Annotated in this window: 26 protein-coding genes; 12 read left to right on the top strand and 14 right to left on the bottom strand. The window is 72.5% G+C overall.

Features of this window, described 5'->3' with window-relative positions; genetic code table 11:
• The first annotated feature begins 54 nt into the window (after nt 1–54).
• Genes qcrC through qcrB form a run of 3 tightly spaced genes read left to right on the top strand, consistent with a single transcriptional unit; the run spans nt 55 to nt 3,814 of the window.
• A complete protein-coding gene (gene qcrC / locus ASF47_RS02795) occupies nt 55–924 on the top strand; it encodes a cytochrome bc1 complex diheme cytochrome c subunit (protein ID WP_156697695.1) in 870 nt (289 codons plus the stop codon).
• Complete coding sequence (gene qcrA / locus ASF47_RS02790) at nt 921–2,069, top strand: cytochrome bc1 complex Rieske iron-sulfur subunit (RefSeq protein WP_056862451.1); 1,149 nt, start codon at nt 921–923, stop codon at nt 2,067–2,069. Before qcrC ends, qcrA begins: the two co-directional genes overlap by 4 nt.
• Complete coding sequence (qcrB, locus tag ASF47_RS02785) at nt 2,066–3,814, top strand: cytochrome bc1 complex cytochrome b subunit (protein ID WP_056862450.1); 1,749 nt, start codon at nt 2,066–2,068, stop codon at nt 3,812–3,814. Before qcrA ends, qcrB begins: the two co-directional genes overlap by 4 nt.
• A gap of 254 nt (nt 3,815–4,068) precedes the next feature.
• Here qcrB and ASF47_RS02780 read toward each other — a convergent pair whose 3' ends face one another.
• The 4 genes from ASF47_RS02780 to ctaC form a co-directional block, all read right to left on the bottom strand.
• Nucleotides 4,069–5,298: a L,D-transpeptidase gene (locus ASF47_RS02780; protein WP_056862449.1), complete on the bottom strand. Its 1,230-nt coding sequence runs from the start codon at nt 5,296–5,298 to the stop codon at nt 4,069–4,071.
• Between the two features lie 182 nt (nt 5,299–5,480).
• Complete coding sequence (locus tag ASF47_RS02775) at nt 5,481–5,897, bottom strand: cytochrome c oxidase subunit 4 (RefSeq protein WP_056862448.1); 417 nt, start codon at nt 5,895–5,897, stop codon at nt 5,481–5,483.
• Nucleotides 5,894–7,624 (bottom strand): aa3-type cytochrome oxidase subunit I, encoded by a 1,731-nt coding sequence (gene ctaD / locus ASF47_RS02770; RefSeq protein ID WP_374108185.1) that lies wholly within the window; start codon nt 7,622–7,624, stop codon nt 5,894–5,896. Before ctaD ends, ASF47_RS02775 begins: the two co-directional genes overlap by 4 nt.
• 56 nt (nt 7,625–7,680) lie before the next feature.
• A complete protein-coding gene (gene ctaC, locus ASF47_RS02765) occupies nt 7,681–8,547 on the bottom strand; it encodes an aa3-type cytochrome oxidase subunit II (RefSeq protein ID WP_442937554.1) in 867 nt (288 codons plus the stop codon).
• 122 nt (nt 8,548–8,669) lie between these two features.
• Between ctaC and ASF47_RS02760 the strand changes: the two genes are divergently transcribed.
• Nucleotides 8,670–9,821 carry a cysteine desulfurase family protein gene (locus ASF47_RS02760; protein ID WP_056862445.1) on the top strand — a complete coding sequence of 384 codons (1,152 nt, stop codon included), beginning with the start codon at nt 8,670–8,672 and terminating at the stop codon, nt 9,819–9,821.
• Nucleotides 9,818–10,129 (top strand): sulfurtransferase TusA family protein, encoded by a 312-nt coding sequence (locus ASF47_RS21810; RefSeq protein ID WP_228942167.1) that lies wholly within the window; start codon nt 9,818–9,820, stop codon nt 10,127–10,129. The genes ASF47_RS02760 and ASF47_RS21810 overlap by 4 nt, the downstream gene beginning before the upstream one ends.
• A gap of 33 nt (nt 10,130–10,162) precedes the next feature.
• Here ASF47_RS21810 and ASF47_RS02750 read toward each other — a convergent pair whose 3' ends face one another.
• Nucleotides 10,163–11,104 carry a carbohydrate kinase family protein gene (locus ASF47_RS02750; RefSeq protein WP_056862921.1) on the bottom strand — a complete coding sequence of 314 codons (942 nt, stop codon included), beginning with the start codon at nt 11,102–11,104 and terminating at the stop codon, nt 10,163–10,165.
• Between the two features lie 145 nt (nt 11,105–11,249).
• Here ASF47_RS02750 and ASF47_RS02745 point away from each other — a divergent pair, with 145 nt between their 5' ends.
• Nucleotides 11,250–11,492 carry a hypothetical protein gene (locus ASF47_RS02745; protein WP_056862444.1) on the top strand — a complete coding sequence of 81 codons (243 nt, stop codon included), beginning with the start codon at nt 11,250–11,252 and terminating at the stop codon, nt 11,490–11,492.
• A gap of 523 nt (nt 11,493–12,015) precedes the next feature.
• On the opposite strand, the gene erpA is transcribed toward ASF47_RS02745, so the two are convergent.
• Together erpA and ASF47_RS02735 are read right to left on the bottom strand one after the other, a co-directional pair.
• The gene (erpA, locus tag ASF47_RS02740; protein ID WP_056862443.1) at nt 12,016–12,378 is read right to left on the bottom strand and encodes an iron-sulfur cluster insertion protein ErpA; all 363 of its coding nucleotides are present in this window, start codon (nt 12,376–12,378) and stop codon (nt 12,016–12,018) included.
• A 112-nt stretch (nt 12,379–12,490) separates the two neighbouring features.
• The gene (locus ASF47_RS02735; RefSeq protein ID WP_056862442.1) at nt 12,491–13,576 is read right to left on the bottom strand and encodes a glycerate kinase family protein; all 1,086 of its coding nucleotides are present in this window, start codon (nt 13,574–13,576) and stop codon (nt 12,491–12,493) included.
• 53 nt (nt 13,577–13,629) lie between these two features.
• Between ASF47_RS02735 and ASF47_RS02730 the strand changes: the two genes are divergently transcribed.
• Together ASF47_RS02730 and nadA are read left to right on the top strand one after the other, a co-directional pair.
• Nucleotides 13,630–14,526, top strand: a complete 897-nt coding sequence (locus ASF47_RS02730; RefSeq protein ID WP_056862441.1) for a GNAT family N-acetyltransferase — start codon at nt 13,630–13,632, stop codon at nt 14,524–14,526.
• Nucleotides 14,527–14,617: 91 nt separating this feature from the next.
• Nucleotides 14,618–15,802 carry a quinolinate synthase NadA gene (gene nadA, locus ASF47_RS02725; protein ID WP_056862440.1) on the top strand — a complete coding sequence of 395 codons (1,185 nt, stop codon included), beginning with the start codon at nt 14,618–14,620 and terminating at the stop codon, nt 15,800–15,802.
• Nucleotides 15,803–15,920: 118 nt separating this feature from the next.
• Here nadA and ASF47_RS02720 read toward each other — a convergent pair whose 3' ends face one another.
• From ASF47_RS02720 to ASF47_RS02700, 5 genes are all read right to left on the bottom strand, one after another.
• Nucleotides 15,921–17,225 (bottom strand): sensor histidine kinase, encoded by a 1,305-nt coding sequence (locus tag ASF47_RS02720; protein WP_200918923.1) that lies wholly within the window; start codon nt 17,223–17,225, stop codon nt 15,921–15,923.
• 126 nt (nt 17,226–17,351) lie between these two features.
• Nucleotides 17,352–17,924: a PspA-associated protein PspAB gene (pspAB, locus tag ASF47_RS02715; RefSeq protein ID WP_056862439.1), complete on the bottom strand. Its 573-nt coding sequence runs from the start codon at nt 17,922–17,924 to the stop codon at nt 17,352–17,354.
• Nucleotides 17,924–18,841 (bottom strand): zinc metalloprotease HtpX, encoded by a 918-nt coding sequence (gene htpX / locus ASF47_RS02710; RefSeq protein ID WP_056862438.1) that lies wholly within the window; start codon nt 18,839–18,841, stop codon nt 17,924–17,926. Before htpX ends, pspAB begins: the two co-directional genes overlap by 1 nt.
• Nucleotides 18,842–18,915: 74 nt before the next feature.
• Nucleotides 18,916–19,194, bottom strand: a complete 279-nt coding sequence (gene pspAA, locus ASF47_RS02705; RefSeq protein WP_056862437.1) for a PspA-associated protein PspAA — start codon at nt 19,192–19,194, stop codon at nt 18,916–18,918.
• Nucleotides 19,191–19,985, bottom strand: a complete 795-nt coding sequence (locus ASF47_RS02700) for a PspA/IM30 family protein (RefSeq protein WP_200918922.1) — start codon at nt 19,983–19,985, stop codon at nt 19,191–19,193. The genes pspAA and ASF47_RS02700 overlap by 4 nt, the downstream gene beginning before the upstream one ends.
• Before the next feature lie 256 nt (nt 19,986–20,241).
• Here ASF47_RS02700 and ASF47_RS02695 point away from each other — a divergent pair, with 256 nt between their 5' ends.
• Nucleotides 20,242–20,826 carry a DUF3043 domain-containing protein gene (locus tag ASF47_RS02695; RefSeq protein ID WP_056862435.1) on the top strand — a complete coding sequence of 195 codons (585 nt, stop codon included), beginning with the start codon at nt 20,242–20,244 and terminating at the stop codon, nt 20,824–20,826.
• A gap of 121 nt (nt 20,827–20,947) precedes the next feature.
• Here ASF47_RS02695 and ASF47_RS02690 read toward each other — a convergent pair whose 3' ends face one another.
• Entirely contained in the window at nt 20,948–21,961 is a 1,014-nt protein-coding gene (locus ASF47_RS02690) for an aldo/keto reductase family protein (RefSeq protein ID WP_056862434.1), read from the bottom strand.
• A gap of 63 nt (nt 21,962–22,024) precedes the next feature.
• On the opposite strand from ASF47_RS02690, the gene ASF47_RS02685 reads away from it, so the two are divergent.
• From ASF47_RS02685 to ASF47_RS02675, 3 genes are read left to right on the top strand one after another with little or no spacing between them, the layout of a single operon-like run.
• Complete coding sequence (locus ASF47_RS02685) at nt 22,025–22,579, top strand: GNAT family N-acetyltransferase (protein WP_056862433.1); 555 nt, start codon at nt 22,025–22,027, stop codon at nt 22,577–22,579.
• A gap of 10 nt (nt 22,580–22,589) precedes the next feature.
• Nucleotides 22,590–23,393, top strand: coding sequence for an AzlC family ABC transporter permease (locus tag ASF47_RS02680; protein ID WP_082499922.1), 804 nt, complete (start codon nt 22,590–22,592; stop codon nt 23,391–23,393).
• Nucleotides 23,390–23,698, top strand: a complete 309-nt coding sequence (locus tag ASF47_RS02675; protein ID WP_056862432.1) for an AzlD domain-containing protein — start codon at nt 23,390–23,392, stop codon at nt 23,696–23,698. The genes ASF47_RS02680 and ASF47_RS02675 overlap by 4 nt, the downstream gene beginning before the upstream one ends.
• A 100-nt stretch (nt 23,699–23,798) precedes the next feature.
• Here the strand turns inward: ASF47_RS02675 and ASF47_RS02670 are convergent, their stop codons facing one another.
• Nucleotides 23,799–25,793 (bottom strand): PTS mannitol transporter subunit IICBA, encoded by a 1,995-nt coding sequence (locus ASF47_RS02670; RefSeq protein WP_056862431.1) that lies wholly within the window; start codon nt 25,791–25,793, stop codon nt 23,799–23,801.
• Nucleotides 25,794–25,829: the final 36 nt, after the last annotated feature.

Genomic DNA, 25,829 nt, shown 5'->3' with positions numbered 1-25,829 from the left:
CGATTCCTACACAACAGATGTAGAGTTTTCTCAACAGACGACAGAGGATCTACTGTGCGCTTCCTGAACCGCTCCGCCGGACGACTCTCCCGGCACCGTCGTGGCCGCCTCGCGGGCCTGATGATGCTGGTCGTGGGTCTGCTGCTCACCGGCAGCATGTACGCCGCCTTCGCGCCGGCCCAGGCGGAGAGCACCGACACGCAGGCCGCCGACGTCGAGGCCGGCCGCGAGCTGTTCCTCATCGGCTGCGCCTTCTGCCACGGGCAGAACGGCGAGGGCCAGTACACCGTCAACGGCGACCAGATCGGCCCGAGCCTCGTGGGCGTCGGCGCCGCGGCGGTCGACTTCCAGGTCGGCACCGGCCGGATGCCGATGGCCCAGCCCGGCCAGCAGGCCCCCCGCAAGCCGGAGTCCTACAGCGACGAGGAGACCGCCCAGCTGGCGGCCTACGTCGCCTCCCTCGCTCCCGGCCCGGGCATCCCCGACGAGAGCGACTACAGCCTCGAGGGCCTCACCGCCGAGGAGCAGGAGGCCGCCATCGTCCGCGGTGGCCAGATCTTCCTCACCAACTGCACCGCCTGCCACAACTTCGAGGGCGCCGGCGGGGCCATGCCCCGCGGCGGCTACGCCCCCACCCTGCGGGGCGTCGAGCCGAAGTACATCTACGAGGCCATGCTGACCGGCCCGCAGGCGATGGACAGCTTCTCCAACGGCAACATCACCCCTGACGAGAAGCGCGACGTCATCGCCTACCTCGGCTCGCTCGAGGAGTCCCCGCAGTACGGCGGCTTCGGCCTCGGCGGCCTCGGCCCCGTGGCCGAGGGCCTCTTTGCCTGGGTCGTCGGCATCGGCGCCCTGGTCGGCTTCGCCATCTGGATCGCAGCCCACACGACCCGCTCGAGCAAGAAGAAGGTGAGCGCGTGACCACGACGCACGACTCCCAGGGAGGCGGCGCCGGACTCGAGCAGAGCTCCGACGGCCACCACCTCCCCGCGCTCCCGCCCGAGGAGCCGCTGGCCAACCCCGGGCTCCCGGAGCACACCTGGCGTCCCACCGACGTCGACCCCAAGGCCGAGAAGCGCGCCGAGCGCCAGGTCGCGGTGCTGTTCGGCCTGTCGGCCGTGTGCACCGTGCTCTTCGTCGTCGGCTACATCGCCCTCGGCATCGGTGACAACCACGACACGGTGCTCAACTACGGCGCCTCGACCGTGGTGCTCGGCACCACGCTGGGCGGCGCGCTCCTGCTGATCGGGATCGGCATCATCCAGTGGGCCCGCAAGCTCATGGCCGACCACGAGATGGTCGAGATGCGCCACCCCGCCCGCTCCTCCGACGAGGACCGCGAGGTCACCCTCAAGGCCCTCAACGACGGCCTCGAGGAGTCGGGCATCGCCCGGCGCCCCCTCGTGCGGAACTCGCTGCTCGGCGCCGTCGGCCTCCTGGGCGCGCCGGCGATCGTGCTGCTGCGCGACCTCGGCCCCACCCCGAGCCAGGCGGCCGCCGCCGACCCCGAGAGCGGTGGCCTCGAGCGCACCATCTGGGCACCCGGCATGCGCATCGTGCGCGACGTCGTCGGCACCCCGATCCGCGCCTCCGACCTGGAGATCGGCGACCTCGTCAACGCCGAGCCCGAGGCCATCTTCCCGACCGAGGAGAACGGCTACCCCGAGATCGAGGGCGTCGAGCTCAACGTCGCGAAGTCGAAGGCCGCGGTCATCCTGCTCCGCATGGACCCCGACGAGATCATCCCCGGCGAGGGCCGGGACAACTGGACCGTCGACGGCATCACCTGCTACTCCAAGATCTGCACCCACGTCGGGTGCCCGATCTCGCTGAACGAGCGCACCACGCACCACCTGCTGTGCCCCTGCCACCAGTCCACCTTCGACCTGGCCGACTCCGGCCGCGTCATCTTCGGCCCGGCCGCCCGGCACCTGCCGCAGCTGCCGATCATGGTCGACGACGAGGGTTACCTGGTGGCGCAGAGCGACTTCACTGAGCCCGTCGGGCCCAGCTACTGGGAGCGATCCCACGAAGACATCGGCGATCAAGGCGAGGCTGACCTATGAGCATCGACACCAGCAAGGTCGCGACGACCACCTCCGGCGCCGCGGCGACGGCCAAGCCCAACCGGGCCGGCGCCGTCGCGAACTGGGCGGACGAGCGCCTCGGCCTCGGCACGCTCGCGAAGAAGAACCTGCGCAAGGTCTTCCCCGACCACTGGTCCTTCATGCTGGGCGAGATCGCCCTGTGGAGCTTCGTGGTCCTCCTCCTCAGTGGTGTCTTCCTGACGCTCTGGTACGTCCCGAGCATGGGCGAGGTCCACTACGAGGGCTCCTACAACCAGCTGCGCGGGATCGCGATGTCGGAGGCCCTGGCCTCCACGCTGCACATCTCCTTCGACGTGCGCGGCGGCCTGCTGATGCGCCAGATGCACCACTGGGCCGCGATGCTCTTCATCGCGTCGATGATGATCCACCTGCTGCGCGTCTACTTCACGGGTGCGTTCCGCAAGCCCCGCGAGCTCAACTGGGTCATCGGCTCGCTGCTGCTGCTCCTGGGCACGCTCGAGGGCTTCACCGGCTACTCGCTGCCCGACGACCTGCTCTCCGGCACCGGCATCCGGGCCGCGGACGGCTTCATGAAGTCCATCCCGGTGGTCGGCACCTACCTGTCGTTCTTCCTCTTCGGCGGCGAGTTCCCGGGTGAGTCGATCATCCCGCGGCTCTACACCATCCACGTGCTGCTCATCCCCGGTCTGCTGCTGGCCCTGATCGCGGCCCACATGCTGCTGCTCGTCTACCACAAGCACACGCAGTGGCCCGGTCCCGGACGCACCGAGGAGAACGTCGTCGGCTTCCCGATGCTCCCGGTCTACGCCGCGAAGGCCGGCGGCTTCTTCTTCATCGTGTTCGGCGTCTGCGCCATGATGGGCGGCCTGCTGACCATCAACCCGGTGTGGAAGTACGGCCCCTACGACCCGACGAAGGTGACCGCGGGATCCCAGCCCGACTGGTACATGGGCTGGCCCGACGGAGCGCTGCGCATCATGCCGGGCATCGAGTCGCACATCTTCGGCTACACGATCGCGTGGAACGTGTTCCTCCCGATCATCGTGCTGCCGGGCCTGATGTTCACGATCCTGCTGATGCTGCCCTTCATCGAGTCGTGGATCACCGGCGACAAGCGGGACCACCACCTGCTGGAGCGCCCGCGCAACGCCCCGACGCGCACCGCGATCATGGTGGCGCTGATGACCTTCTACGGCCTCATGTGGGCCGCGGGCGGCAACGACATCATCGCGATCAAGTTGAACCTGAGCATCAACCAGATCAGCTACTTCATGCGGGTGGCGGTCTTCGTCGGTCCGGTGCTGGCCTTCTTCATCACGCGTCGCTGGTGCATCTCGCTGCAGCGTCACGACGAGCAGAAGCTCCTGCACGGCTACGAGACCGGCATCATCATGCGCTCCCCCGAGGGCGGCTACAGCGAGCGTCACCTGCCCATCTCGGAGAGCGCGGCCTACACCCTCACCGCCCGCTCCCGCGAGGAGGTCTACGACCCCGAGGCGCAGACCGACGCCAACGGTGTGCCCGCCCCCGGCGGTCGCCTGGCCAAGCTGCGCGGACGGCTCTCCACGCTGTGGTACGCCGACAACGTGCAGAAGCCGACGGCGGCCGAGCTCGAGGAGGCCCACCACCACGCGGAGCACGAGCACCAGCTCCAGGGTGCGATGGAGGGTCGCTCCGCCGACGGTCACCAGTTCGACGGTCACCACTCCGTCGAGGGCGAGACGCTCCGCGGCGACCACTGATCCACCCGCACCACCACGACGAAGGCCCCGGACCGATCGGTCCGGGGCCTTCGTCGTACCCGCTCTCCCCTCCCCCGCCGCGCCCGCCGCACGCGCGTGGCGGCCAGGCCCTCGCTCGTGCGCGAGCGACCCCCGAGGACGCCTCTGACGACGCCCAGCGGGGCTGCACCGGTCTCAGAGGGGGCGAGCGGCGTGAGTCAACCGCGCCGCACCACAGGACACCCGAGAGGGCGCCCGGGTGCCGCAGAGCGGCCTCAGAGGGCGGAGGCGGCCCGGTAGTCGGCGTAGGAGGCGTTCCAGTCGCCGTAGCCGTTGTCGAGCGTCATCGGGCGGTCGGTGCCGGTGTACTCGACGACGTCGCCGCGCAGCGTCATGGCGTAGAGCCAGGCGGCGTTCTCGGTGCTCATGCCCGTGCAGCCGTGGCTGACGTTGGCCGAGCCCTGGGACGACACCGACCACGGGGCGGCGTGGATGAACTCGCCCGAGTAGGTCAGCCGCATGGCGTACTGGACGTCGGCGATGTCGTAGGCCTCCGCGCTGCCCGCGGCGATGCCGACGGTCTCGGAGTTCATGCGGCGGCTCTCGAACTTCTCCATGATCACCTTCGTGCCCGACCGGGTGGTGAACCCGGCCTTGCCCGTGGTGATCGGGATGGTGCGCAGCAGGTCGCCGTTGCTGAAGACCTGCATCTGGTGGGTCCTGGCGTCGACCTTGTAGACGTGGGCGTCACCGACCGTGAAGTCGATGTCGCGGTCCTCCTGGCCGTAGATGCCGCCGCCGGCGTCGACGCCGTTGACGTCGACGTCGACGCTGACCTGCGTGCCGGCCTTCCAGTAGGTCTTCGGCCGGTAGTGCACCTCGGAGTCGCTGAGCCAGTGCCACGTGCCCGGCTGCGCGGGGGTCGCCGTCACCGACATCGCCCGCTCGATCGCTGCGCGGTCGGTCACGGGCAGGTCGAAGGTCACCACGACGGGCATGCCGACGCCGACGGTCTCGCCGTCGAGCGGTGCGACGGAGGGGAACGTCTGCTGGTCGAGGGTGAGGTCGGCGGTCGTGAAGCGCGTGACGTCGCGGACCGGCTCCCCCTCCCCGTCGTGGGCGAGCGTGGTGACGGTGTAGGGGGTGCCGGGCTCCAGCCGCTCGGACGCCTTCCAGGACGAGGCGTCGTCGGCCATGGCGCCGGCGACCGGCCCGGCCGGGGAGGTCACCTTCACCGAGTCGAGCTCGGCGTGGGCGACGGTCACGGCGACGAGGGTGTCGACCGGCACGTCCTGGGCGGCCTTGCGCACGTTGGCCGAGACCGAGGCGGGGGCCGCCTGCGAGGTCTCGTCGGTGCCCGACCGTCCCGGCGCGGTGTCGCTGCCGGCGCCCGCGTCGGTCTGTCCCGCGTCGCAGGCGGTCAGGCCCACGCAGGCCGCCAGGGCCAGGGAGGTCATGACGGCCGCGCTCGACCGGCGGGCGCGACGGGGCAGGCTGAGCGACATGCGGGCGACTCCAGGAGGACGACGTCCCGGGTCCCCCGGGACAGGTGGTGGCGTCGGCCCAGCAGGGCCGCTCCTCCAGGGTAACCGCGCAGAGTAAAAAGACCGACTCCGCACGCCGGACGGCGTGCGGAGTCGGTCACTGCGCGGTGCGGTCCGTGCGGGACCTCACGACGGGGCCTGCCTCAGTGGGCGTGCTCCCCGCGGTAGAACTCGAAGATCAGGCCGCAGGTGGCCACGGCGCCGAGCACGGTGCCGATGATGAAGAGCCACCACGCGCCCATGGCGATCGCGAACACCATCACGCCCAGGGTCAGCGCGGCCCACAGCGGCCACCACGAGTACGGCGGGAAGAAGCCCAGCTCGCCGGCGCCGTCGGCGATCTCGCCGTCCTTGCGGTCCTCGGGCCGGTCGTCCATCTTCTTGGCGTGGAAGCCGAGGTAGATGGTGACCATGAGGGTCAGCAGGGTGGTCATGGTGAGCGCCGAGGTGCCCGTCCAGTCGCCACCGGTGCTGCCGGCCTCGGTGATGAACCAGTACGCCGGGGTCACCAGCACCAGGAAGATCGTGCAGATCGCGAAGATCCAGGCCTCGGCCTTCATCGCTGGGTACCTCCGTCGGTGCCGTGGTCGTCGGTGCCGGTCTGACCGCGCCGCTCTCGCAGCAGGTCGGCACGGCCCTCCATGTCGGGTGCGTCAGCGAACGAGCCGCTGTCGGCGGCGGCGGCGTTCTGCTCCATCTCCATCGCCGCGATCTCCGGGTGGTGCAGGTCGAAGGCGGGCGACTCCGAGCGGATCCGCGGCAGCGTCACGAAGTTGTGGCGCGGCGGCGGGCACGAGGTGGCCCACTCCAGCGATCGGCCCCAGCCCCACGGGTCGTCGGTCTCGACGAGCGGGGCGTTGCGGGAGACGTAGACGTTGTAGAAGAAGGGGATCATCGAGGCGCTGAGCAGGAAGGCGCCCACGGTCGAGATCTGGTTCAGCGTCGTGAAGCCGTCCTCGGGGAGGTAGTCGGCGTAGCGACGGGGCATGCCCTCGACACCGAGCCAGTGCTGCACGAGGAAGGTGAGGTGGAAGCCCACGAAGAGGATCCAGAAGTGGAGCTTGCCGAGCCGCTCGTCGAGCATGCGGCCGGTCATCTTGGGCCACCAGTAGTAGAAGCCGGCGAACATCGCGAACACGACGGTGCCGAAGACGACGTAGTGGAAGTGCGCGACCACGAAGTAGGAGTCGGAGACGTGGAAGTCGAGCGGCGGGCTGGCCAGGATGATGCCGGTGAGACCACCGAAGAGGAAGGTCGTCAGGAAGCCGATCGACCACAGCATCGGGGTGTCGAAGGACAGCGAGCCGCCCCACATCGTGCCGATCCAGTTGAAGAACTTCACCCCGGTCGGCACGGCGATGAGGAAGGTCATGCCGGAGAAGAACGGCAGGTCGACCGCGCCGGTCACGAACATGTGGTGCGCCCACACCGCCACCGAGAGGATCGCGATGCCGAGCGTGGCGCCGACCAGGCCGACGTAGCCGAAGAGCGGCTTGCGGCTGAAGACCGGCAGGATCTCGGTCACGATGCCGAAGAACGGCAGCGCGATGATGTAGACCTCGGGGTGGCCGAAGAACCAGAACAGGTGCTGCCACAGGATCGCGCCGCCGTGGGCGGTGTCGAAGACGTGGGCACCCAGCTGCCGGTCGGCCTCGAGGGAGAGCAGCGCGCCGGCGAGCACCGGGAAGGCGATGAGCACCAGCAGGCTGGTGATCAGGGTGTTCCAGACGAACAGCGGCATCCGGAACATCGTCATGCCCGGAGCGCGCATGCAGATGATCGTGGTGATGAAGTTGACCGCACCGAGGATCGTGCCGAGACCGGCCATCCACAGACCCATGATCCACAGGTCGCCACCCACGCCGGGCGAGCGGACCGCGTCGGAGAGCGGGGTGTAGGCGAACCAGCCGAAGGAGGCGGCGCCCGAGGGCGTCAGGAACCCGGAGGCGGTGATGAGGCTGCCGAAGAGGAACAGCCAGTAGCTGAACATGTTCAGGCGCGGGAACGCCACGTCGGGCGCACCGATCTGCAGCGGCATGATCACGTTGGCGAAGCCGAAGAACAGCGGGGTCGCGAAGAGCAGCAGCATGATCGTGCCGTGCATGGTGAAGAGCTGGTTGTAGAGCTCGTCGTTGACGACCTGCTGGCCGGGGTAGGCCAGCTCGGAGCGGATCAGCAGCGCCATGACGCCACCGATCAGGAACCACGCGAACGACGTGATGAGGTACAGCTTGCCGATCAGCTTGTGATCGGTCGTGGTCATGATCGTGACCAGCTGCTGGCCCAGCTGCTTGCGCGGCTGGCCCTGCGGCGCCGACGTGGTCGGCTGTGCTGCGGTGGCGGTCACTCTGCTGCTCCCTCGGTCTCGTCGGTGGGGGCTCCGGCCTGCGTCCGGACGAACTCGCCGCCGGTGATGGGTGCGTCGGTCTCACGACCGGCGTCGACCAGGGTCTGCAGGTAGGCGTCGTACTCCTCCTGCGGGACCACCTGGACGTTGAAGAGCATCCGCGAGTGGTAGGTGCCGCAGAGCTCGTAGCACTTGCCGGCGAACTCGCCGAGGCGCTTGGGCGTCACCTGGAAGGAGTTGTCGCGCCCGGGGATGACGTCCATCTTGATCAGGAAGCCCGGCACACCGAAGTCGTGGATGACGTCGGGCGAGCTGAGCTCGAAGCGCGTGGTGGAGCCCTCCGGCACGTAGAGCGTCGGGATGTAGCCGGCGGTGCCGGCCTCCCACACGTAGCGGTCGGTCTCGGAGACGCCGTCGCCGTTCTCGTCGTCGAGGGCGTAGTTGAAGGCCCACGACCACTGGAAGCCCACGACGCCGATGGTCTGGTCGGGCGGGGTGTCCTCGTCGAGGACGATGTTCTGCACACGCACGGTCTGGGCGAAGAACACGATCACCATCATGATCGGCGCGACGGTGTAGAAGATCTCCAGCGGCAGGTTGTAGCGCGTCTGCACGGGGATCTCGTCGTCGCTGCGCCGGCGGTAGCGCACCACGACCCAGAAGATGAGCCCCCACACCACGACGCCGGTGACGAGGGCCGCGATCCACGCGCCCTGCCACAGGTCGAGGGTGTGCTCACCCTGCTCGGTGACGGGCTCGGGCATCGCCAGACGCCGCGCCTCCGAGGAACAACCGGACATCAGCAGCACGCCGAGGCCGAGCGCGACAGACAGGCCGAGGCGGCGTGCACCGCCTCGACTCACAGCTGAGCGCTGGGGAAGCCACAGACTCACGAAAGAGCCTTCCTCTCAAGCCATCTTGGGTAGTTCTCAGAGTACTTCACCGCCCCCTCACGGGGGGAGCAGGGTGGCCTACGGTTGCCACCGTGACCGACTCCGCGCCGCGACCGGCCGCGACCTACCTCGACGCCGCGTCCGGCGAGCCGCTCCATCCTGCCGCGCGCGAGGTCGTGCTCGCCGCGCTCGAGCGGGGCTACGCCGACCCGCGCCGCCTGCACGGGCCCGCCCGCGACGCCCGACTGCTGCTCGACAACGCCCGCGCCGTGGTGGCCGAGTGCCTCGGGGTCCGTGCCGACGAGGTCAGCTTCACCGCCTCGGGCACCGACGCGGTGCACCGCGGACTGCTGGGCCTGCTGCGGGCCCGCGCCCGCAGTGGCGACCGGGTCGTGCTGCCGAGGGTCGAGCACTCCGCCGTCCTGCACGCCCTGGAGTGGGCCGGCGCGAGCGCCGAGACCCTCGAGGTCGACCGGCTCGGCCGTGCCGACCCGGCCTCGCTCGCCGCGGCGGCCTCGGCGCCCGGGACCGCGCTGGTGGCGCTGCAGTCGGCCAACCACGAGGTCGGCACCCGCCAGCCCGTGACCGGTCTCGTCGCGGCCCTGCGCGCGGGCGGCAGCGACGTGCCCGTCTTCGTCGACGCCCGGGCCTCGGCCGGTCGCGAGGACCTGCCGCCCGGCTGGGACGTCGCCGCCGCCTCGGCCCACCTGTGGGGCGGTCCCGCGGGCGTGGGCGTGCTGCTGGTGCGCCACGGCACGGGCTGGGTCAGCCCCTTCCCCGCCGACGACCGCGTCGACGAGCGCACCTCCGGCTTCGAGAACGTGCCGGCGGCGCTGGCCGCTGCCGCCGCACTGCGCGCCGTGGTCGCCGAGAGGGTCGAGGTCGATGCGCGGCAGCGCCGGCTCGTCGACCGCATTCGGGCTGCCGCGGCGGCGGTGCCCGACACCGAGGTCGTCGGCGACCCCGAGGACCGGCTGGCCCACCTGGTGACGTTCTCCTGCCTCTACCTCGACGGCGAGGCGCTGGTCACCGCGCTCGACCGACGGGGCTTCGGGGTGGCCAGCGGCTCGGCCTGCACCGCCTCGACCCTCGAGCCCAGCCACGTGCTGGCCGCGATGGGCGCCCTGACCCACGGCAACGTCCGGGTGTCGCTGACCGCCGCGACCACCGAGGACGAGGTCGAGCGCTTCGTGAGCGCGCTGCCCGAGGTCGTCGCCGACCTGCGGGCCGAGGTCGGCCTGTGACCCGGGGCGCCGACCCGGACGAGGCGCCCGGCCAGGTGCCGGCCCAGGTGGCGGGCCAGGTGGCGGGCCAGGACCCGACCGCGGTCGCCCTCGAGCTCGACTGCCGCGGCATGGTGTGCCCCGCGCCGGTCATCGAGCTGGCCCGGCACGTCGGCGACGTGGCGCCCGGCGAGGTGGTCGCGGTGGTCGCCACCGACGTCGCGGCCCGCGTCGACGTGCCGGCGTGGTGCCGCATGCGCGGGCACCACTACGTCGGCGCCGACGACCTCGGCGACGGCGCGGTGCGGCTGCGGGTGCGCCGGGCCTGAGCCCGGCCGACGGCGGGCGGGCCCGCCGGCACCTCAGGCCAGGCGGGCCACGTGCGGAGCGACGTCGGCGGCCGCCTCCGCGCCGTAGGAGTCCTCGAGGCGGCCCAGGAACTGCTCGGAGGTGAAGGAGTACTCCTGGGTGCCGACGGTCTCGACGACGTAGGCCGCGAGCACGCAGCCGACCTGCGCGGAGCGCTCGAGGCCGAGCCCCCAGGCCGCGGCGGCGAGGTAGCCCGCACGGAAGGCGTCGCCGACCCCCGTGGGCTCGACGGCGGTCACGCCACGGGCCGCGTGGAGCTCGATCGGCTCCTCGCCCGCCCGCAGGATCCGCACGCCCTCGGCGCCCAGCGTGGTGACCTGGGTGCCGACGCGGTCGAGCACCTCGGCGCCCGACCAGCCGGTCTTCTGCTCGATCATCGCCGACTCGTACTCGTTGGAGAACAGGATGGTCGCGCCGTCGATGAGGTCGCGGATGACCGCCCCCTCGGCGAAGGCCAGCTGCTGGCTGGGGTCGGCGATGAAGGGGTAGCCCCGCTGACGGCACTCCTCGGTGTGGCGCAGCATCCCGTCGGGGTCGTCGGCGCCGATGAGGACGTAGGCCGGGGCGCCGACCTTCGCCACGATCGGGGCGAGCTCCAGCAGGCGGGCCTCGCTCATCGCGCCGGGGTAGAACGACGCGAACTGGGCGCCGGTCGTGTCGGTGGTGCAGACGAAGCGGGCGGTGTGCTTGCTCTCGGAGATGCGCACGTGGTCGCAGTCGACGCCGTGGCGCTCCAGCCAGGAGCGGTAGCCCGCGAAGTCCTCGCCGGCCGCTCCGACCAGCACCGGGCGCAGGCCGAGGCGGCCCAGGCCGAAGCTCATGTTGGCCGCCACTCCCCCGCGACGGATCTCGAGGTCGTCGACCAGGAAGGACACCGAGAGCTTGTCGAGCTGGTCCACGACCAGCGAGTCGGCGAACCGGCCGCCGAAGCCCATCAGGTGGTCGGTGGCGATCGAGCCGGCGATGAGGAGCGCGGCGGGAGCGTCGACGGGGGCGTCGGCAGAGGTGGGAGGCACGTCGGCGAACACTACCCGCGGGTACTCCTGGGAGTACCCGTTGGTAGCCCCTAGCGTCGCACGCATGACTGCTGACGCCCGCACCGACCGGCTCGCCCACGCCGACCTCGCCAGCCCCGTCGACATGCGCCGCGACTGTGTCGAGGTCGGCCGCAACCTGGGCCTGGCCGACGCCCTCGACCGGGTCGGCACCCCCGCCCCGGGCCTCACCTACGACCGCTACCCCACCGATCTCCCCAAGCGCGAGATCGCGATCTCCGAGGCCGCGCAGCGGCTGGCCAACGCGCTGCACCTGCACCTCGACTGACCTGCGGACGGGTCGCCCGGCCCCGTCGTCGGACCGGGTCCGCTCGCCGACGGTGCCGTCGGACCTCCGGCGGTGGGCCGCCCGCGGGTCGGGGCCGCCCCCGCCGGCAGCGGCTGGCGCGGGTGCGGCGACGGCGGCCCGTCGGAGTGGCGGCGAACGACACGCCGGCGGTCCGTCGACCTGCCGTCTGCCGCCACTTCGTGGGACCGAGCGGCACCACCGGCCCTACGACTGGGGTCCGAGGGCCCGGAGCCCGCATTCAGCCGGCCCGACGGGCCGACGTCGAGCGCCCGACCGTCCCTCGGGTCCGGGGGGCGGCGGTGCGGTGGCCTGTCGGGCGCCGTCTCGCTCAGGGCTGCCCGCCTCGACGGGCCCCACGACCGAGACCGCGACCACGGGCCCGGGGCCTGACCGGGGCTGGTCCGACGACGAACGCCCCCGACCAGAGGTCGGGGGCGTTCGTCGTCCCGCAGCCGGTGGCGGCCTCAGGGGCCGTCCGGCGCGTCTGCTGCCGCGGTGCGGCTCAGTGGAAGGAGTCGCCGCAGGCGCACGAACCCGTCGCGTTGGGGTTGTCGATGGTGAAGCCCTGCTTCTCGATGCTGTCGACGAAGTCGATCATCGCGCCGTTGAGGTAGGGCACGCTCATGCGGTCGACCACGACGGACACGCCGTCGAAGTCGGTGACGACGTCGCCGTCGAGGCTGCGCTCGTCGAAGAACAGCTGGTAGCGCAGGCCCGAGCAGCCACCGGGCTGCACGGAGATGCGCAGCGCGAGGTCGTCGCGGCCCTCCTGCTCGAGGAGGCTGTTCACCTTCGCAGCCGCCACCGGGCTGAGGTTGATGCTGTCGGTGCGGCGCTCCGTGGTGGTCTCCACCTGCTCGGTCATGTCTGTGGCTCCCGATCGTCGAGGGTGCGAGGGTGTCGCCCCGGGGAGGAGCGACGTCTACGTTCTCCTCAATGGTCGCACACCTGCGGCTATTCCCCCGCCGGTCGGCACCTCAGCGCGACCAGGTGCGGGCGACCCGCTCGGCGAGCTCCGCCAGGGCCCCGGCGGGGTCGGCGAAGGCGCGCTCCTCGCCCACCAGGTCGACCAGCGAGTACGCCGACTCCACGCCGAGGGCCCGCATCTCGCGCGAGCCGACCAGCACCTGCCCGGCCAGCGCGACGCAGGGCCGCAGCGCCTGCTGGGCGACGTCGGCCACCCCGGAGGGCACCTTGCCCGCGCGGCTGGAGAAGTCGAAGGCGCCCTCGCCGGTGAGCACGAGGTCGGCGGCGCGGGCCCGCTCGGCGAGCCCCACGGCGTCGACGACGAGGGCGATGCCGGGCTCCCGGGTCGCCCCGAGCAGCAGCAGCGCGTGACCGAGGCCCCCGGCGGCCCCGGCGCCCTTCTCCAGCGACGTGCGCCGGTCGGTGGCCCCCGCCCACTCCTCGAGCCAGCCGTCGAGGACCGGCAGCCGGTCCTCGCCGACGCCCTTCTGCGGACCGAAGACCTTGGTGGCCCCGAAGAGGCCGGTCAGCGGGTTGTCGACGTCGGAGGCGGCGACCAGCCGCACGTCGCCGACCCGCTCGCGGGCCGCGGACAGGTCGACCTGCGTGACGCCGGCCAGACCCGCGGGCCCGGCGTCGAGGGCGACGTCGGCGGTGGCCCCCAGGGCGGCGAGGAGGCCGGCTCCCCCGTCGTTGGTACCGCTGCCGCCCAGGCCGAGGACCACGGTCCGGACGCCGGTGCCCAGCGCGGCCTCGAGCAGCTCCCCCACCCCGCGCGTGGTGGCGCCCTCGGCCCCGGAGGCGCCGGTGAGGTGCAGTCCGCAGGCCTGCGCGGTCTCGACGTACGCCGTGCCGTCGAGCACCAGCACCGTGGCCGGCGTGGGCGCACCGGTCGGGCCGGTGACGGTCACCGCCAGCAGCTCGCCGCCCCGCGCGGCGTGGAGGACGTCGACGAAGCCGGGTCCGCCGTCGGACATGGGCGCCAGGTCGACCTCGTCGTCGGGCGCCTGCCGGCGCCAGCCGAGCGCGACCGCCTCGGCGGCCTCGACCGCGGAGAGCGTGCCGGCGAACTTGTCGGGAGCCACGAGGATGCGCATGCGACCATCCTCACACCCTGCGCCGGGCGGCCCGGGGACCTAGGGTCCCGGTCATGGGCGCAGACGTGGACGGCTGGGTGCTGAGGCCGATGGACCACGGTGACGTGGCGGCGGCCGAGGCGCTCAGCGGCGCGGCCTTCGAGGCCGTCGACACCGCCACCCGGCGGCCCGGTCGGCCCGAGCCGGGCCGCCGTGGGCCCGAGCGGGTCGCACGATGGGTCACCCGCACCGCACGCTTCCTCGACACCGACCCCGGCGGCTGCTGGGTGGCCGAGGACGCCGCGGGGCTGGTGGGGTTCGCCACCTCGGTGAGGCGGGAGCGGCTGTGGGTGCTGGTCACCTTCGCGGTGCGCCCGGGAGCGCAGGGTCGCGGCGTCGGTGCGGCCCTGCTCGCCCGCGCCGAGGCGCACGGAGCCGGGTGCGACCGCGCGATGCTGTCGGCCTCGGAGGACCAGGGTGCACTGCGGCGCTACTGGGCTGCGGGCTTCAGCCTGCACCCCCAGCTGCTGCTCCACGGGCGCCTCGACCGGTCCCTGCTGCCGTCGGTGAGGGGGCTGCGGGAGGGCACCGCGGCCGACCGCACGTGGATGGACGACCTCGACCGCGCGCTGCGCGGCGGACCGCACGGGCCCGACCACGTCTCCCTCTCGGAGATGGCGCCGCTGGTCGTGGCCGGCGACCGCTCCGGCTACGCCTACGCCGGCCCCGCGGGCCCCGCCCTGCTCGCCGCTCGAGACGAGGCCACCGCCCGCGACCTGCTGGTGGAGTGCCTGGCCCGGGCGGAGGACCGCGCGGGCTCCTCGGTGCAGGTCGGCCACCTCACGAGCCTCAACGCCTGGGCCGTCGACGTGGCCCTCGGGCTGCGGCTCGCGCTCGACACGCAGGGCCACCTGGCGGTGCGCGGCATGGCGCCGCCCGCGCCGTACGTCCACAACGGCGCCCTGCTCTGAGGCCGCCGGGCGGGGCCGGGGCACGCCGCGGGGCGTCCAGCGCCGCGCAGGGGATGCGCCGGCGCGCGGGTGGCAGGAATACGATCGGGGCATGACGACCGTCGACCTCCCGCTGCTGCCGCTGGGCCGCGGCACCGACCTGTCCGCCGAGCGCGGCGTCGAGTGCCCGGGCGACCTCCCCCCGGCCTCCGACCCCGACCTGGTCGCACGCGCCCGGGCGGCCAAGGAGGCGCTGGGCGACAAGGTCTTCGTGCTCGGCCACCACTACCAGCGCGACGAGGTCATCGCCTTCGCCGACGTCACCGGCGACTCCTTCAAGCTGGCCCGCGACGCCGCGGCCCGCCCCGACGCGGAGTACATCGTCTTCTGCGGCGTGCACTTCATGGCCGAGTCGGCCGACATCCTCACCGGCCCCGACCAGCAGGTCATCCTCCCCGACCTCGCCGCCGGCTGCTCCATGGCCGACATGGCGCGCCTGACCCAGGTCGAGGCCGCGTGGGCCGCCCTCGAGGCCGCCGGCGTCGCCGACTCGGTCGTGCCGGTGACCTACATGAACTCCTCGGCCGACATCAAGGCCTTCTGCGGTCGCCACGGCGGGGTGGTGTGCACCTCGAGCAACGCCGAGGTAGCCCTCGAGTGGGCCTTCGAGCAGAAGGGCGGCGTCGCCGGCGGCGCGAAGGTCCTCTTCCTGCCCGACCAGCACCTCGGCCGCAACACCGCCGTGCTGCAGATGGGCCTGGGCCTCGACGACTGCGTCGTCTACGACCCCCACCGCCCCGACGGCGGCCTGAGCCCCGAGCAGCTCTCCGACGCGACCATGATCCTGTGGAAGGGCCACTGCTCGGTGCACGGCCGCTTCTCCGCCGAGGTCGTCGACCAGCTGCGCGCCACGATCCCCGACGTGCAGATCCTCGTGCACCCCGAGTGCACCCACGAGGTCGTGCTGAAGGCCGACCTGGTGGGCTCCACCGAGTTCATCATCACGACCATCGAGTCCGCACCGGCCGGCTCCAGCTGGGCCATCGGCACCGAGCTCAACCTCGTCAAGCGGCTGGCCGCCGCCCACCCCGACAAGCGCATCACGTTCCTCGACAAGACCGTGTGCTACTGCTCCACGATGAACCGCATCGACCTGCCCCACTTCGTGTGGGCCATGGAGTCGCTCGTCGCGGGCACCGTGGTCAACCGCATCGAGGTCGACCCCGAGACCGAGAAGTGGGCGCTCGTGGCGCTCGAGCGGATGCTCGCCCTGCCCGGGCGCACCGCCAAGGACTGACCCGAGCGCCGTACGCCGGGGCCGCCCCGCGGTCCTGGCCGCGGGCCGGGCCGACGGGTCGGCAGGTCCGGGCGGCCGGTCGGAGCGACGAATCGGAGCGGCAGGTCGGAGCGGCAGGTCAGAGCGGCAGGGCGAACCAGACGGTGGCCCCGCCGCCAGCGGTCTCCGTGACACCGACGTCGCCGCCGTGGGCCTCGACGATGCGGCGCACCGTGGCGAGGCCGATGCCGAAGCCCGGCACCTCGGTCGCGACGCGGGCCAGGGGCTCGAAGACGCGGTCGCGCTGCTCGGCGGGGATGCCGATGCCGTGGTCGACGACCTCCACGCGCCAGCCGTCGACGCCCTGGCCCGCCTCGGGGTCGAGCGGGTCGGCTACCCCGGGGCCGAGGACCACGGTCGGTCGGGCGCGGACCTCGATGCGGGCCGGCTGCCCGGGCCGGGTGAACTTCGCGGCGTTGGCCACGAGGTTCTGCAGGACGGCACGCAGCTGCACGTGGTCGCCCGGCACGGTGGGCAGCGGGTCGATGGTCAGCTCGGCGCCGACCAACGCGGTCTCGAGGTCCTCGTGGACCTCGGCGGCGACCTCGTCGAGGTCCACCGGCTCCCGTGTCAGCTCGGCCCCCACGCGCGCGAAGGCGAGCAGGTCGTCGATCATCGACTGCATGCGCGTCGCGCCGCCGCGGGCACGGCGCACGAGGAACTGGAGGTCGTCGGACTCCGGGTCGACCTCCTCCTCGATCATGCTCAGCGACATGGCGACGGCGGTGAGCGGGTTGCGCAGGTCGTGGCTGACCTGGCCGGCGAAGGCGGCCAGCTGCTGGTTGGAGCGCTCCAGCTCGACCCGCGCACCCTCGAGCTCGACGACGGAGGCCGCGAGCTCACGGCTGCGCAGCTCGAGCTCCAAGAGGTCGACCACACGGTCCGCGAGCTTCGTCAACGCGCCCTCCTGGGCCGACGACAGCTCGCGCGGCACCGTGTCGAAGACGCACAGCGTGCCGATGACCACCCCGCCCGGTGTGGTCAGCTGGTGGGTGGCGTAGAAGCGCACGTCGCCGAGCACCCCGGTGACGAACGGGTTGTCCCTGAAGCGCTCGTCCTGGGAGGCGTCGGCCACGATGACCGGCTCGTCCTCGTGGAGGACCGCGGCGCACATCGAGTCCTCGCGGCTGCACACCGAGGCGTCGAAGCCCTTGGTGGCGATCTGGTGCTGGGAGGTGTCGGAGATGAGGTTGATGGTGGCCATCGGCACGTCGGCGACCTGGGCGGCCACCTCGACCAGGGCGACCAGGTCGTCGCGCGGCGGGTCGACGAGCACCTGGTAGCGGTCGATCTCCACCACGCGCTGGCGGTCGAGGGCCGAGCCGTCGCCGTCCGGCGCCACCGGCGGCGCGGGGTGGGGCCGGGACTGCTCCGAGAGGGACACGACGCTCCTGGGGGGTGAGACCGCGGCCCCCGCGGGGGGACGTGGGCGCGGTGGATGGGTCCTGGGGCAGACCCTAGTGCCTGGGAGCACGCGTGTGCGGCGTACGGCCGGGTCGGGGCCGCGGGGTCACAGGCCCGGTGCGCCCCAGACCGCGAGCCAGCGCGACATGTCCTTCTCCACGGGCAGCTCGCCGGCCAGGGTCTCGCGCAGGGAGATCTCGGTGAGGTTGTCGCGCTGCTGCGGACCCGACGGGGCGAAGGGGTAGAAGGTCCCCTGCTTGTAGAGGTAGACCAGCCCCACCCGACGCCCGGAGGCGTCCTGGAAGGGCACCAGGGAGCACAGCAGCCCGGGACCGAACCCGTGGGCCTCCAGGGTCGTGTTGACCGCGTGGAGGTCGGTGCACAGTCCCGCGACGTCGTCGGGGTCGTCGTCGACGACCAGCCAGGTGAAGCCGAACTCGTCGCGGCTGGTGCGCACCTCGGGAGCGTCCGGGGCGTCGCGCAGCAGCGCGAGGATGTCGGCCTCGACCTGCCCGAAGGCGGCACCGCCGGCGGCGCGGTAGCACACCGCCCCGGAGCCGGTGGGCCGCAGACCGGCCGAGGCCTGCAGGGTGATCGCCGCGCTGGGCACGAGGAAGAGCGCGTCGAGGTTGGCCTGCTTGGGGGTGGTGCGCCCCAGGATCGCGTCGAGGAAGCCCATCAGAGCGCCGGCCGACCGAGCTCGGCCTGGATGCGGGCCAGCTGCTCGAGGCGCTGCTCGAGGGAGGGGTGGGTGCTGGTGAGGGTCTTCAGCGAGGCGCCACGCACGGCGGGGGCGATGAAGAAGGCGTTCATCGACTGCGAGGCGCGCAGGTCCTTCTGCGGGATCGTGTTGATCTCGCCGGTGATCTTCTGCAGCGCGGAGGCCAGTCCCTGGGGGTTCATCGTGAGGTAGGCCCCCGAGCGGTCGGCCGAGAGCTCGCGGTAGCGCGAGAGGACCTTGATGAGCACGAAGCTCACGGCGTAGGTGACCACGCTGACCAGCAGCACGAGCAGCCACACCGGGAGCCCGTTGTTGTTGTCGCGGCGCCCGCCGCCGAAGATCGCGCCGTACTGCGCGCCCTGGGTGAGGGTGCCGGCGAGGATGCCGGCCGAGGAGGCCGCGGTCATCACCAGCACGTCGCGGTGCGCGACGTGGGAGAGCTCGTGGGCGAGCACGCCCTCCAGCTCCTCGGCGTTCAGGGTCTGCATGATGCCGGTGGTGACGACCACGACCGCGCGCTCCGGGGACCGGCCGGTGGCGAAGGCGTTGGGCAGCCGGTTGTCGGCGATGCCGACCCGCGGCTTCGGCATGTCGGCCAGGGCGCACAGCCGGTCGATCATGCCGTGCAGCTCGGGGGCCTGCTGCGGGGTGACCTCGCGGGCCCGCATGGCCTTCATCGCCACGGTGTCGGAGGAGTACCACTGCCACCACACCAGCCCGAGGCCGGCGACGCCGATGAGCAGACCGAGCCCCGGGCTGCGGAAGGCCGCCATCAGCCCGACGACGAGCACCACGAAGAGCAGCCCGAGCAGGAACATCACGAGGGTCATCCGCGCGGTGAGGCCGCGGTCCTTGACGAAGCGGGAGTGGGCCATGACCCCAGTGTCCCCGACCTGCCCAAGAGGACCCTGTGAGCGGCCTGGGGCGGGAGGACGGGCCCCACGGCGGGTCAGCCGGGGATGAGCCCGTCGTCGGCCAGCATCTCGCGCACCTCGGCCAGGCTGGCGTCGGCGGGCGGGAGGATGAGGTCGGACTCGTCGAGGCTGTCGAGGGCGTGGGCCACGCCGACGGTGCGCACGCCCTCGAGCAGGGCGTGCAGCGCCGGCGCGAAGGCGTCCTCGTCGCCGGCCTCGACGGCGGTCTCCACCGCGGCGTCGAGCGCGTTGAGACGGTCGAGGGCGTTGTCGGCGACGTCGTACTGCCCCTCGCCGAGGATGCGGACGATCATGCCTGGCCGTCCCGCGGCTGCTCGGCCCTCTGCGGCTCGGCGGCGAGGATGTCGCCGCCGTCGCCGCCCTCGATGGCCTGCGGCTGCGCGGGGGCGGAGACGCCCTTGAGCCGGGCGAGCTCGGCCTCGACGTCGGACTGCGAGCTCATCGCGTCGAGCTCGCGGCTGATGTCGTCGCCGCGGTTGAGGGAGCTGGCGTCGTCGAGCGCACCGGAGGCGATCAGCTCGTCGATGGCGCCGGCGCGGGCCTGCATCTGCGCGGTCTTGTCCTCGGCGCGCTGCATGGCCAGGCCGATGTCGCCCATCTCCTCGCCGATGCCCGACATCGCCTCGTTGATGCGGGTCTGGGCCTCGGCGGCGGTGTAGGTGGCCTTGATCGTCTCCTTGCGGGTGCGGAAGGACTCGACCTTGGCCTGCAGGCGCTGCTGGGCGAGGGTCAGCTTCTCCTCCTCACCCTGGAGCTGCGCGTGCTGGGCCTTGAGGTCGTCGATCTGGCCGTTGAGGGCCGACTTGCGCGTGAGCGCCTCGCGGGCGAGGTCCTCGCGGCCCATGTCGATGGCCTTCTGGGCCTGGCCCTGGAGCTTGGCGCCCTGCTGCTCGAGCTGGTTGACCTGCAGCTCGACCCGCTTGCGGCTGGTGGCGACGTCGGCCACGCCGCGGCGGACCTTCGAGAGCAGGTCGAGCTGGCGCTGGTAGCTGTAGTCCAGCGTCTCGCGGGGGTCCTCCGCACGGTCGAGGGCGGTGTTGGCCTTCGACCTGAAGATCAGGCTGATGCGCTTCATGAGGCTCATGGGGTGCTGGTCCCTCTTCCGGACGGGTGCGGCTGTGGTGCTCACCCTACGGCCGCGCGGCAACACCGGCCACGGCCACCGGGGCACGGGCACGCACGGGCGGCCGGGCAGCACCCCCGGCACACCGTCACCGCACTGCCACCGCACCGCCGACGGCGCCACGACGCCGGTAGGCTGGCACCGGGCAGGTGCGCGGGGCCGCCCTCACGCTCAGCACCCTCTCCGTCCGCTCCCCGCCCGTCACGAGGTCACCGCGTTGTTTGGTCGCAGCAAGTCCGACACCACCACCGAGGCGCCGCCGGTCGTCAAGCCCGGCGGCAAGGGGCGCCCGACGCCCACCCGCAAGGAGGCCGAGGCCGCCGCCCGTGCCCGCGCCAAGGTGCCGCGCACGCGACGCGAGCAGGCCCAGGCCCAGCGCGCCGCCCGCGTGGAGTCGAGCCAGAAGGTCCGCAAGGCGATGAAGGAGGGCGACGAGCGCTACTTCCTGGCCCGCGACCGGGGGCCCGTGCGCAGCTTCATCCGCGACTTCGTCGACGTGCGCTTCTCCTTCATCGAGCTGATGATCCCGCTGCTGATCATCACGATGATCCTCACCTACTCGGGCAACGCGACGCTGGCCGGCATCGGCAACACCATCCTCTTCGGCACGCTGCTGCTCGTCGTGCTCGACATGGTCTTCCTGCGCTTCAAGATGCGACGCGAGCTCAAGCGACGCTTCCCCGACACCGCGCTCAAGGGCACGACGTACTACGCGCTCACCCGCGCGCTGCAGATGAAGTTCATGCGGCTGCCCAAGGCGAAGGTGAAGCTCGGCCAGAGCCTGCCCGAGCACTACCGCTGACCCGGCAGCCCCGGCGCCACACCCCGGCACGACACCGCCCCCCGACCGAGCCGGTCGGGGGGCGGTGCGCGTCGGGGGGCGGTGCGCGTCCGGGGCGGCGACGCCCCAGGGCGGTCGGGGCTCAGCGGTCGGAGAAGTCCCGGGTCCTCGGCGACTGGGTCTTGGCGGGGTCGCGCTCGACGACGGGGTCGAGCACCTCGTCGATGCGGCGCAGCGCCTCGTCCTCCAGCCTCACGCCGGCGGCCTTGACGTTGTCGGTGACCTGCTCGGGGCGGCTGGCCCCGATGATCGCGGAGGAGACGTTGGGGTTGTGCAGCACCCAGGCGATCGCCAGCTGGGCCAGGGTCAGGCCGGCCTCGTCGGCGATGGGCTGCAGCTGCTGCACGCGCTCGAGCACGTCGTCCTTCATCCAGCGGCTGATCATGTCGGCGCCGCCCTTGCTGTCGGTGGCGCGCGAGCCGGCGGGGGCGTCCTGGCCGGGCTTGTACTTGCCGGTGAGCACGCCCTGCGCGATCGGCGACCAGACGACCTGGCCGATGCCGAGCTCCTCCGAGGTCGGCACGACCTCCGACTCGATGACGCGCCAGAGCATGTTGTACTGCGGCTGGTTGGAGACGAAGGGGATGCGCAGCTCGCGGGCCAGCGCGTGGGCGGCCCGGATCTCCTCCGCGCGCCACTCCGAGACGCCGATGTAGAGCGCCTTGCCGGAGTGGACGACGTCGGCGAAGGCCTCCATCGTCTCCTCGAGCGGGGTCTCGTAGTCGTAGCGGTGGGCCTGGTAGAGGTCGACGTAGTCGGTGCCGAGGCGCGAGAGCGAGCCGTCGATCGACTCCATGATGTGCTTGCGCGACAGGCCGTGGTCGTTGTGGGCGCCGGGGCCGGTGGGCCAGTAGACCTTGGTGAAGATCTCCAGGCCCTCGCGCCGCTCGCCGGCGAGCGCCCGGCCGAGCACGCTCTCCGCGGCGGTGTTGGCGTAGACGTCGGCGGTGTCGAAGGTCGTGATGCCCTCCTCCAGCGCCTGCCGCACACAGGCCAGGGCGGCGTCCTCCTCGACCTGCGAGCCGTGGGTGAGCCAGTTGCCGTACGAGATGGCCGAGATCTTCAGGCCGCTCTTTCCGAGGTTACGAATCTCCATGGCTCCGACCCTAGACCCGGGGGGCAACGGCCCGGGGCCGCCGGGTGCTGCGAGGATCGCGCCATGACCTCTGCCGGCCCCGACGTGTCCGTGCGGGTGGCGTGGGCCGACGACGCCGCCGCCATCGCCGCCCTCCAGCTGCGCGCCTGGCCCGACCTGTACGCCGGGGCCGTGCCGGTCGACGCGCTGCCGAGCGGCCCCGAGGCGGAGGCGGCCGCGGCCGAGACCTGGGCCCGGTCGCTGGCCCGCCCCGCCGACGCCCGCAACCGCGTGCTCGTCGCCCTCGAGCGCAACCGGCCCACCGGCTTCGTCGTGCTCACCCCCGCCGCCGACCCCGACTGCGACCCGGTGGCCGACGCGGAGGTCGTCGAGCTCGTCGTGGCCGCGGCCGACCGCGGGCGCGGCCACGGGTCGCGGCTGCTGCAGGCGGCGGCCGAGACCCTGCAGGCCGACCGCTTCACCCGCGCCGTGCTGTGGTCGGTGGCGGCCGACGACGCCCTGCGGGCCTTCCTGGTGGGCGCGGGCTGGGCCGCCGACGGCGCCCACCGCCGCCTCGACCTCACCGGCGACGGCACCACCGTGGTCTCGCAGGTGCGGCTGCACACCTCGCTGGTCTGACGCGGCGCCCGTGACCACCCCACCCGGCGACGGCGGGCAGCCTCCCGCGGCCCACGAGCCCACCGGGGAGCCGGTCGGAGGACCGGGCCAGGAGCCGGGCCGTGAGCGTGCCCAGCGGCGCGCGATCGTGCGCGACGGCCTCGGCATCGGGCTCGCCACCGGCGCCTACGGCCTCTCCTTCGGCGCGGTGTCGGTCGCGTCGGGGCTGGACGTGGCCCAGACCTGCGTCCTGTCGCTGCTGATGTTCACCGGGGCCTCGCAGTTCGCGCTCGTCGGCGTGCTCGCCGTCGGCGGCAGCCCCGTCTCGGGTGCGGTCACCGCGCTGCTGCTCGGCACCCGCAACACCCTCTACGGGCTGCGCCTCGCCCCGCTGCTGGCCTGGCGCGGGCGTCGCCGGGCGCTGGCCGCCCACCTGCTGATCGACGAGTCGACCGCGATGGCGGTGGCGCGCCCCACGACCGCGCTCGCCCGTCTGGGGTTCCTGTCGACCGGCCTGGCCGTCTTCGCGCTGTGGAACCTCGCCACCCTCCTCGGCGCCCTCGCCGGCGGGTCGCTCGGCGACCCCCGCGCCCTCGGCCTCGACGCCGCGGTGGGTGCGGCGTTCCTGGCCCTGCTCTGGCCGCGGCTGCACGACCTGCCGACCCGCCTGGTGGCGCTCGCCGCGGCCGGTGTGGCGCTGGGCGCCGTACCCCTCACGGCCGCAGGCGTGCCCGTGCTCGTCGCGGGCGGGGTGGCGCTGCTGGTCGGCGTGCTGCGCCGCGACCGGCCCGACCCGGGGACGGCCCCGGGGGCGGCAGCGGGGGCGGCGTCGTGAGCGCGACGTGGCTCGCCGTGCTGGGCGCGGGCGTGGGCTGCTACCTGCTCAAGCTGGCCGGGCTCTCGGTGCCCGAGCGGGTGCTGGAGCGTCCGGTCGTGCGGCGGGTGGCCGACCTGCTGCCGGTGGCGCTGCTGGCCGCGCTCGTCGCCGTGCAGGTGCTGGCCGGCGACCGGCGGCTCGAGGTCGACGCCCGCCTGGCCGGTCTGGGCGCGGCGGTGCTGCTGCTCCTGGCCCGGGCGCCCTTCCTCGTCGTCGTGGTCGGGGCCGCGGCGACCGCAGCACTCCTGCGCCTGGCCGTCTGACCGCCCGGCCACACCTGGTCACCGGGCGCCGCGACGCACGACGGCCCCCGGCCGGAGCCGGGGGCCGTGCGTGGTCGGGCAGGGGCGCGACCAGGCCGGGTCAGGCGGGCTGGACCTGGCCGAGCACCTCGAGCACCTCGTCGGTGGTGGAGGCCCGCTCCAGCCGGGCGACCTGGTCGTCGTCGAGGAACACCTCGGCGATGCGACCCAGCAGCTTGAGGTGGTCCTTGCCGACGGCGGCGATGCCCACGACGAAGCGCACCTCCTTGCCCTTCCAGTCCAGCCCGTCGGAGTAGCGCACGAGCGAGATCGCGGTGCGGTGCACCGAGGACTTGGCCTCGTTGGTGCCGTGCGGGATGGCCAGGCCGTTGCCCATGAAGGTGGACACCGACGCCTCGCGCTCGTGCATCGCCTCCACGTACGCCGGCTCCGCGGCCCCGGCGGCGACGAGCAGTCGGCCGGCCTCGGTGATGGCGTCGTCGCGGGTGCGGGCCGTGCCGTCGAGCACGATCGACTCGCGCGCCAGGAGCGCGCCGCCGAGGGCGCCCTCCTCCTCCGCCGACGCCGGGGTCGGGGCACCGCCCGCGCCGTTGCGCTGGCGCAGCAGGTCGACGATCTCGTCGTAGGCGGGGCTCTGCATGAAGTTGTCGACCGACACGTGGAGGGCCGAGCCGCTGCGCTGCCGGGCCCGGTCGGTGAGGTCCTGGTGGGAGACCACGAGGTCGACGTCGTCGCGCAGGTTGGAGATCGCCTTGTTGGTGACGCTGACGTCGGAGAAGCCGGCGGCCTGGACCTTCTTGCGCAGCACCGAGGCGCCCATCGCGGAGGAGCCCATGCCGGCGTCGCAGGCGAAGACGATCGAGTGGATCGCCCCGGTGCCCGCACCCGGACCGGTCAGCGCGGAGGCCACCGACGACTTCTTGCCCTTGCGGGCCTCCATGTCCGCGGTGGCCGCGGCGAGGTCGCCGGCGTCCTCGGAGCGGTCGAGCTTGAGCAGGAAGGAGGCGACGAGGAACGACACGCCCGCGGCCACGACGACCGAGGCCGTGACCCCGAGCAGGCTGCTGGGCGGGGCTGCCGCCCACACCGCGATGATCGAGCCGGGCGAGGCCGGCGAGCGCAGGCCGGAGTCGAAGACCAGGTTGGTGGCGATACCGGCCATGCCGCCGGAGATCACCGCGAGCACCAGGATCGGCTTCATCAGCACGTAGGGGAAGTAGATCTCGTGGATGCCGCCGATGAACTGAATGACGATGGCGCCGGGGGCCGAGGCCTTGGCCGCACCCTTGCCGAAGAACATGAAGGCCAGCAGCAGACCGAGGCCCGGGCCGGGGTTGGCCTCGAGCAGGAAGAGGATCGACTTGCCGTTCTCGGCGGCCTCGGACGTGCCGAGCGGGGTGAGGATGCCCTGGTTGACGGCGTTGTTGAGGAAGAGGATCTTGGCCGGCTCGATGAAGATCGACGTCAGTGGGAGCAGGTTGTTCTCGACCAGGGTGTCGATGACGTTGGAAGCCGCGTCGCTGAAGGCCTCCACGAAGGGTCCGGCCACCACGAAGCCGATGATGGCGAGGAAGCCGCCCCAGATGCCGGCGGAGAAGTTGTTGACGAGCATCTCGAAGCCGGGGCGGATCTTGCCGTCCCACAGCGCGTCGAGCTTGCGCATCGACCAGCCGCCCAGCGGGCCCATCACCATGGCCCCGAGGAACATCGGCACGCTGGCGCCGGTGATGGCACCCATGGTGGCGATGGCGCCGACCACGCCGCCGCGCATGTTGCCGTCGTACATCATCTTGCCGCCGGTGTAGCCGATGAGCAGCGGCAGCAGGTAGGTGATCATCGGGCCGACGATCCCGGTGCCGTCGGCGCCGGACCCCCAGGCGCCGAGGTCCTCGACGAAGCCGTAGCCGCCCGAGTAGCCCAGCTTGTCGCCGATGAGGGTGATCCAGCCGGCCTCGATGAACAGGGCCGTGATCAGCCCCCAGGCGATGAAGGCCCCGATGTTGGGCAGGACCATGTTGGACAGGAAGGTCCCGAACCGCTGGACGTGGACGCGTGCCCCCGACCTTCCGGGTGCTGTGTGGGTGGTGCTGGCCATGGCGCCTTCTCTCGAACAGCCCGGCCGAGCCGGGAT

It is taken from the genome of Nocardioides sp. Leaf285 (genome assembly GCF_001422955.1).
In the GTDB taxonomy this organism is placed as follows: domain Bacteria; phylum Actinomycetota; class Actinomycetes; order Propionibacteriales; family Nocardioidaceae; genus Nocardioides; species Nocardioides kribbensis.
The sequence above is the reverse complement of the archived record's forward strand: the minus strand, read 5'-3'. Positions and strand labels throughout refer to the sequence as shown.

Coding starts and splice junctions, on each gene's coding strand:
- ASF47_RS02780 (WP_056862449.1), bottom strand. CDS start 5,298: ATGTCGCTCAGCCTGCCCCGTCGCGCCCGCCGGTCGAGCGCGGCCGTC.
- ASF47_RS02735 (WP_056862442.1), bottom strand. CDS start 13,576: ATGCGCATCCTCGTGGCTCCCGACAAGTTCGCCGGCACGCTCTCCGCG.
- qcrB (WP_056862450.1), top strand. CDS start 2,066: ATGAGCATCGACACCAGCAAGGTCGCGACGACCACCTCCGGCGCCGCG.
- ASF47_RS02775 (WP_056862448.1), bottom strand. CDS start 5,897: ATGAAGGCCGAGGCCTGGATCTTCGCGATCTGCACGATCTTCCTGGTG.
- pspAA (WP_056862437.1), bottom strand. CDS start 19,194: ATGATCGTCCGCATCCTCGGCGAGGGGCAGTACGACGTCGCCGACAAC.
- ASF47_RS02700 (WP_200918922.1), bottom strand. CDS start 19,985: ATGAGCCTCATGAAGCGCATCAGCCTGATCTTCAGGTCGAAGGCCAAC.
- ASF47_RS02750 (WP_056862921.1), bottom strand. CDS start 11,104: ATGGGCTTCGGCGGCCGGTTCGCCGACTCGCTGGTCGTGGACCAGCTC.
- ASF47_RS02685 (WP_056862433.1), top strand. CDS start 22,025: ATGACCTCTGCCGGCCCCGACGTGTCCGTGCGGGTGGCGTGGGCCGAC.
- htpX (WP_056862438.1), bottom strand. CDS start 18,841: ATGGCCCACTCCCGCTTCGTCAAGGACCGCGGCCTCACCGCGCGGATG.
- pspAB (WP_056862439.1), bottom strand. CDS start 17,924: ATGGGCTTCCTCGACGCGATCCTGGGGCGCACCACCCCCAAGCAGGCC.
- erpA (WP_056862443.1), bottom strand. CDS start 12,378: ATGACCGAGCAGGTGGAGACCACCACGGAGCGCCGCACCGACAGCATC.
- ASF47_RS02690 (WP_056862434.1), bottom strand. CDS start 21,961: ATGGAGATTCGTAACCTCGGAAAGAGCGGCCTGAAGATCTCGGCCATC.
- ASF47_RS02745 (WP_056862444.1), top strand. CDS start 11,250: ATGACTGCTGACGCCCGCACCGACCGGCTCGCCCACGCCGACCTCGCC.
- nadA (WP_056862440.1), top strand. CDS start 14,618: ATGACGACCGTCGACCTCCCGCTGCTGCCGCTGGGCCGCGGCACCGAC.
- ASF47_RS02730 (WP_056862441.1), top strand. CDS start 13,630: ATGGGCGCAGACGTGGACGGCTGGGTGCTGAGGCCGATGGACCACGGT.
- ASF47_RS02670 (WP_056862431.1), bottom strand. CDS start 25,793: ATGGCCAGCACCACCCACACAGCACCCGGAAGGTCGGGGGCACGCGTC.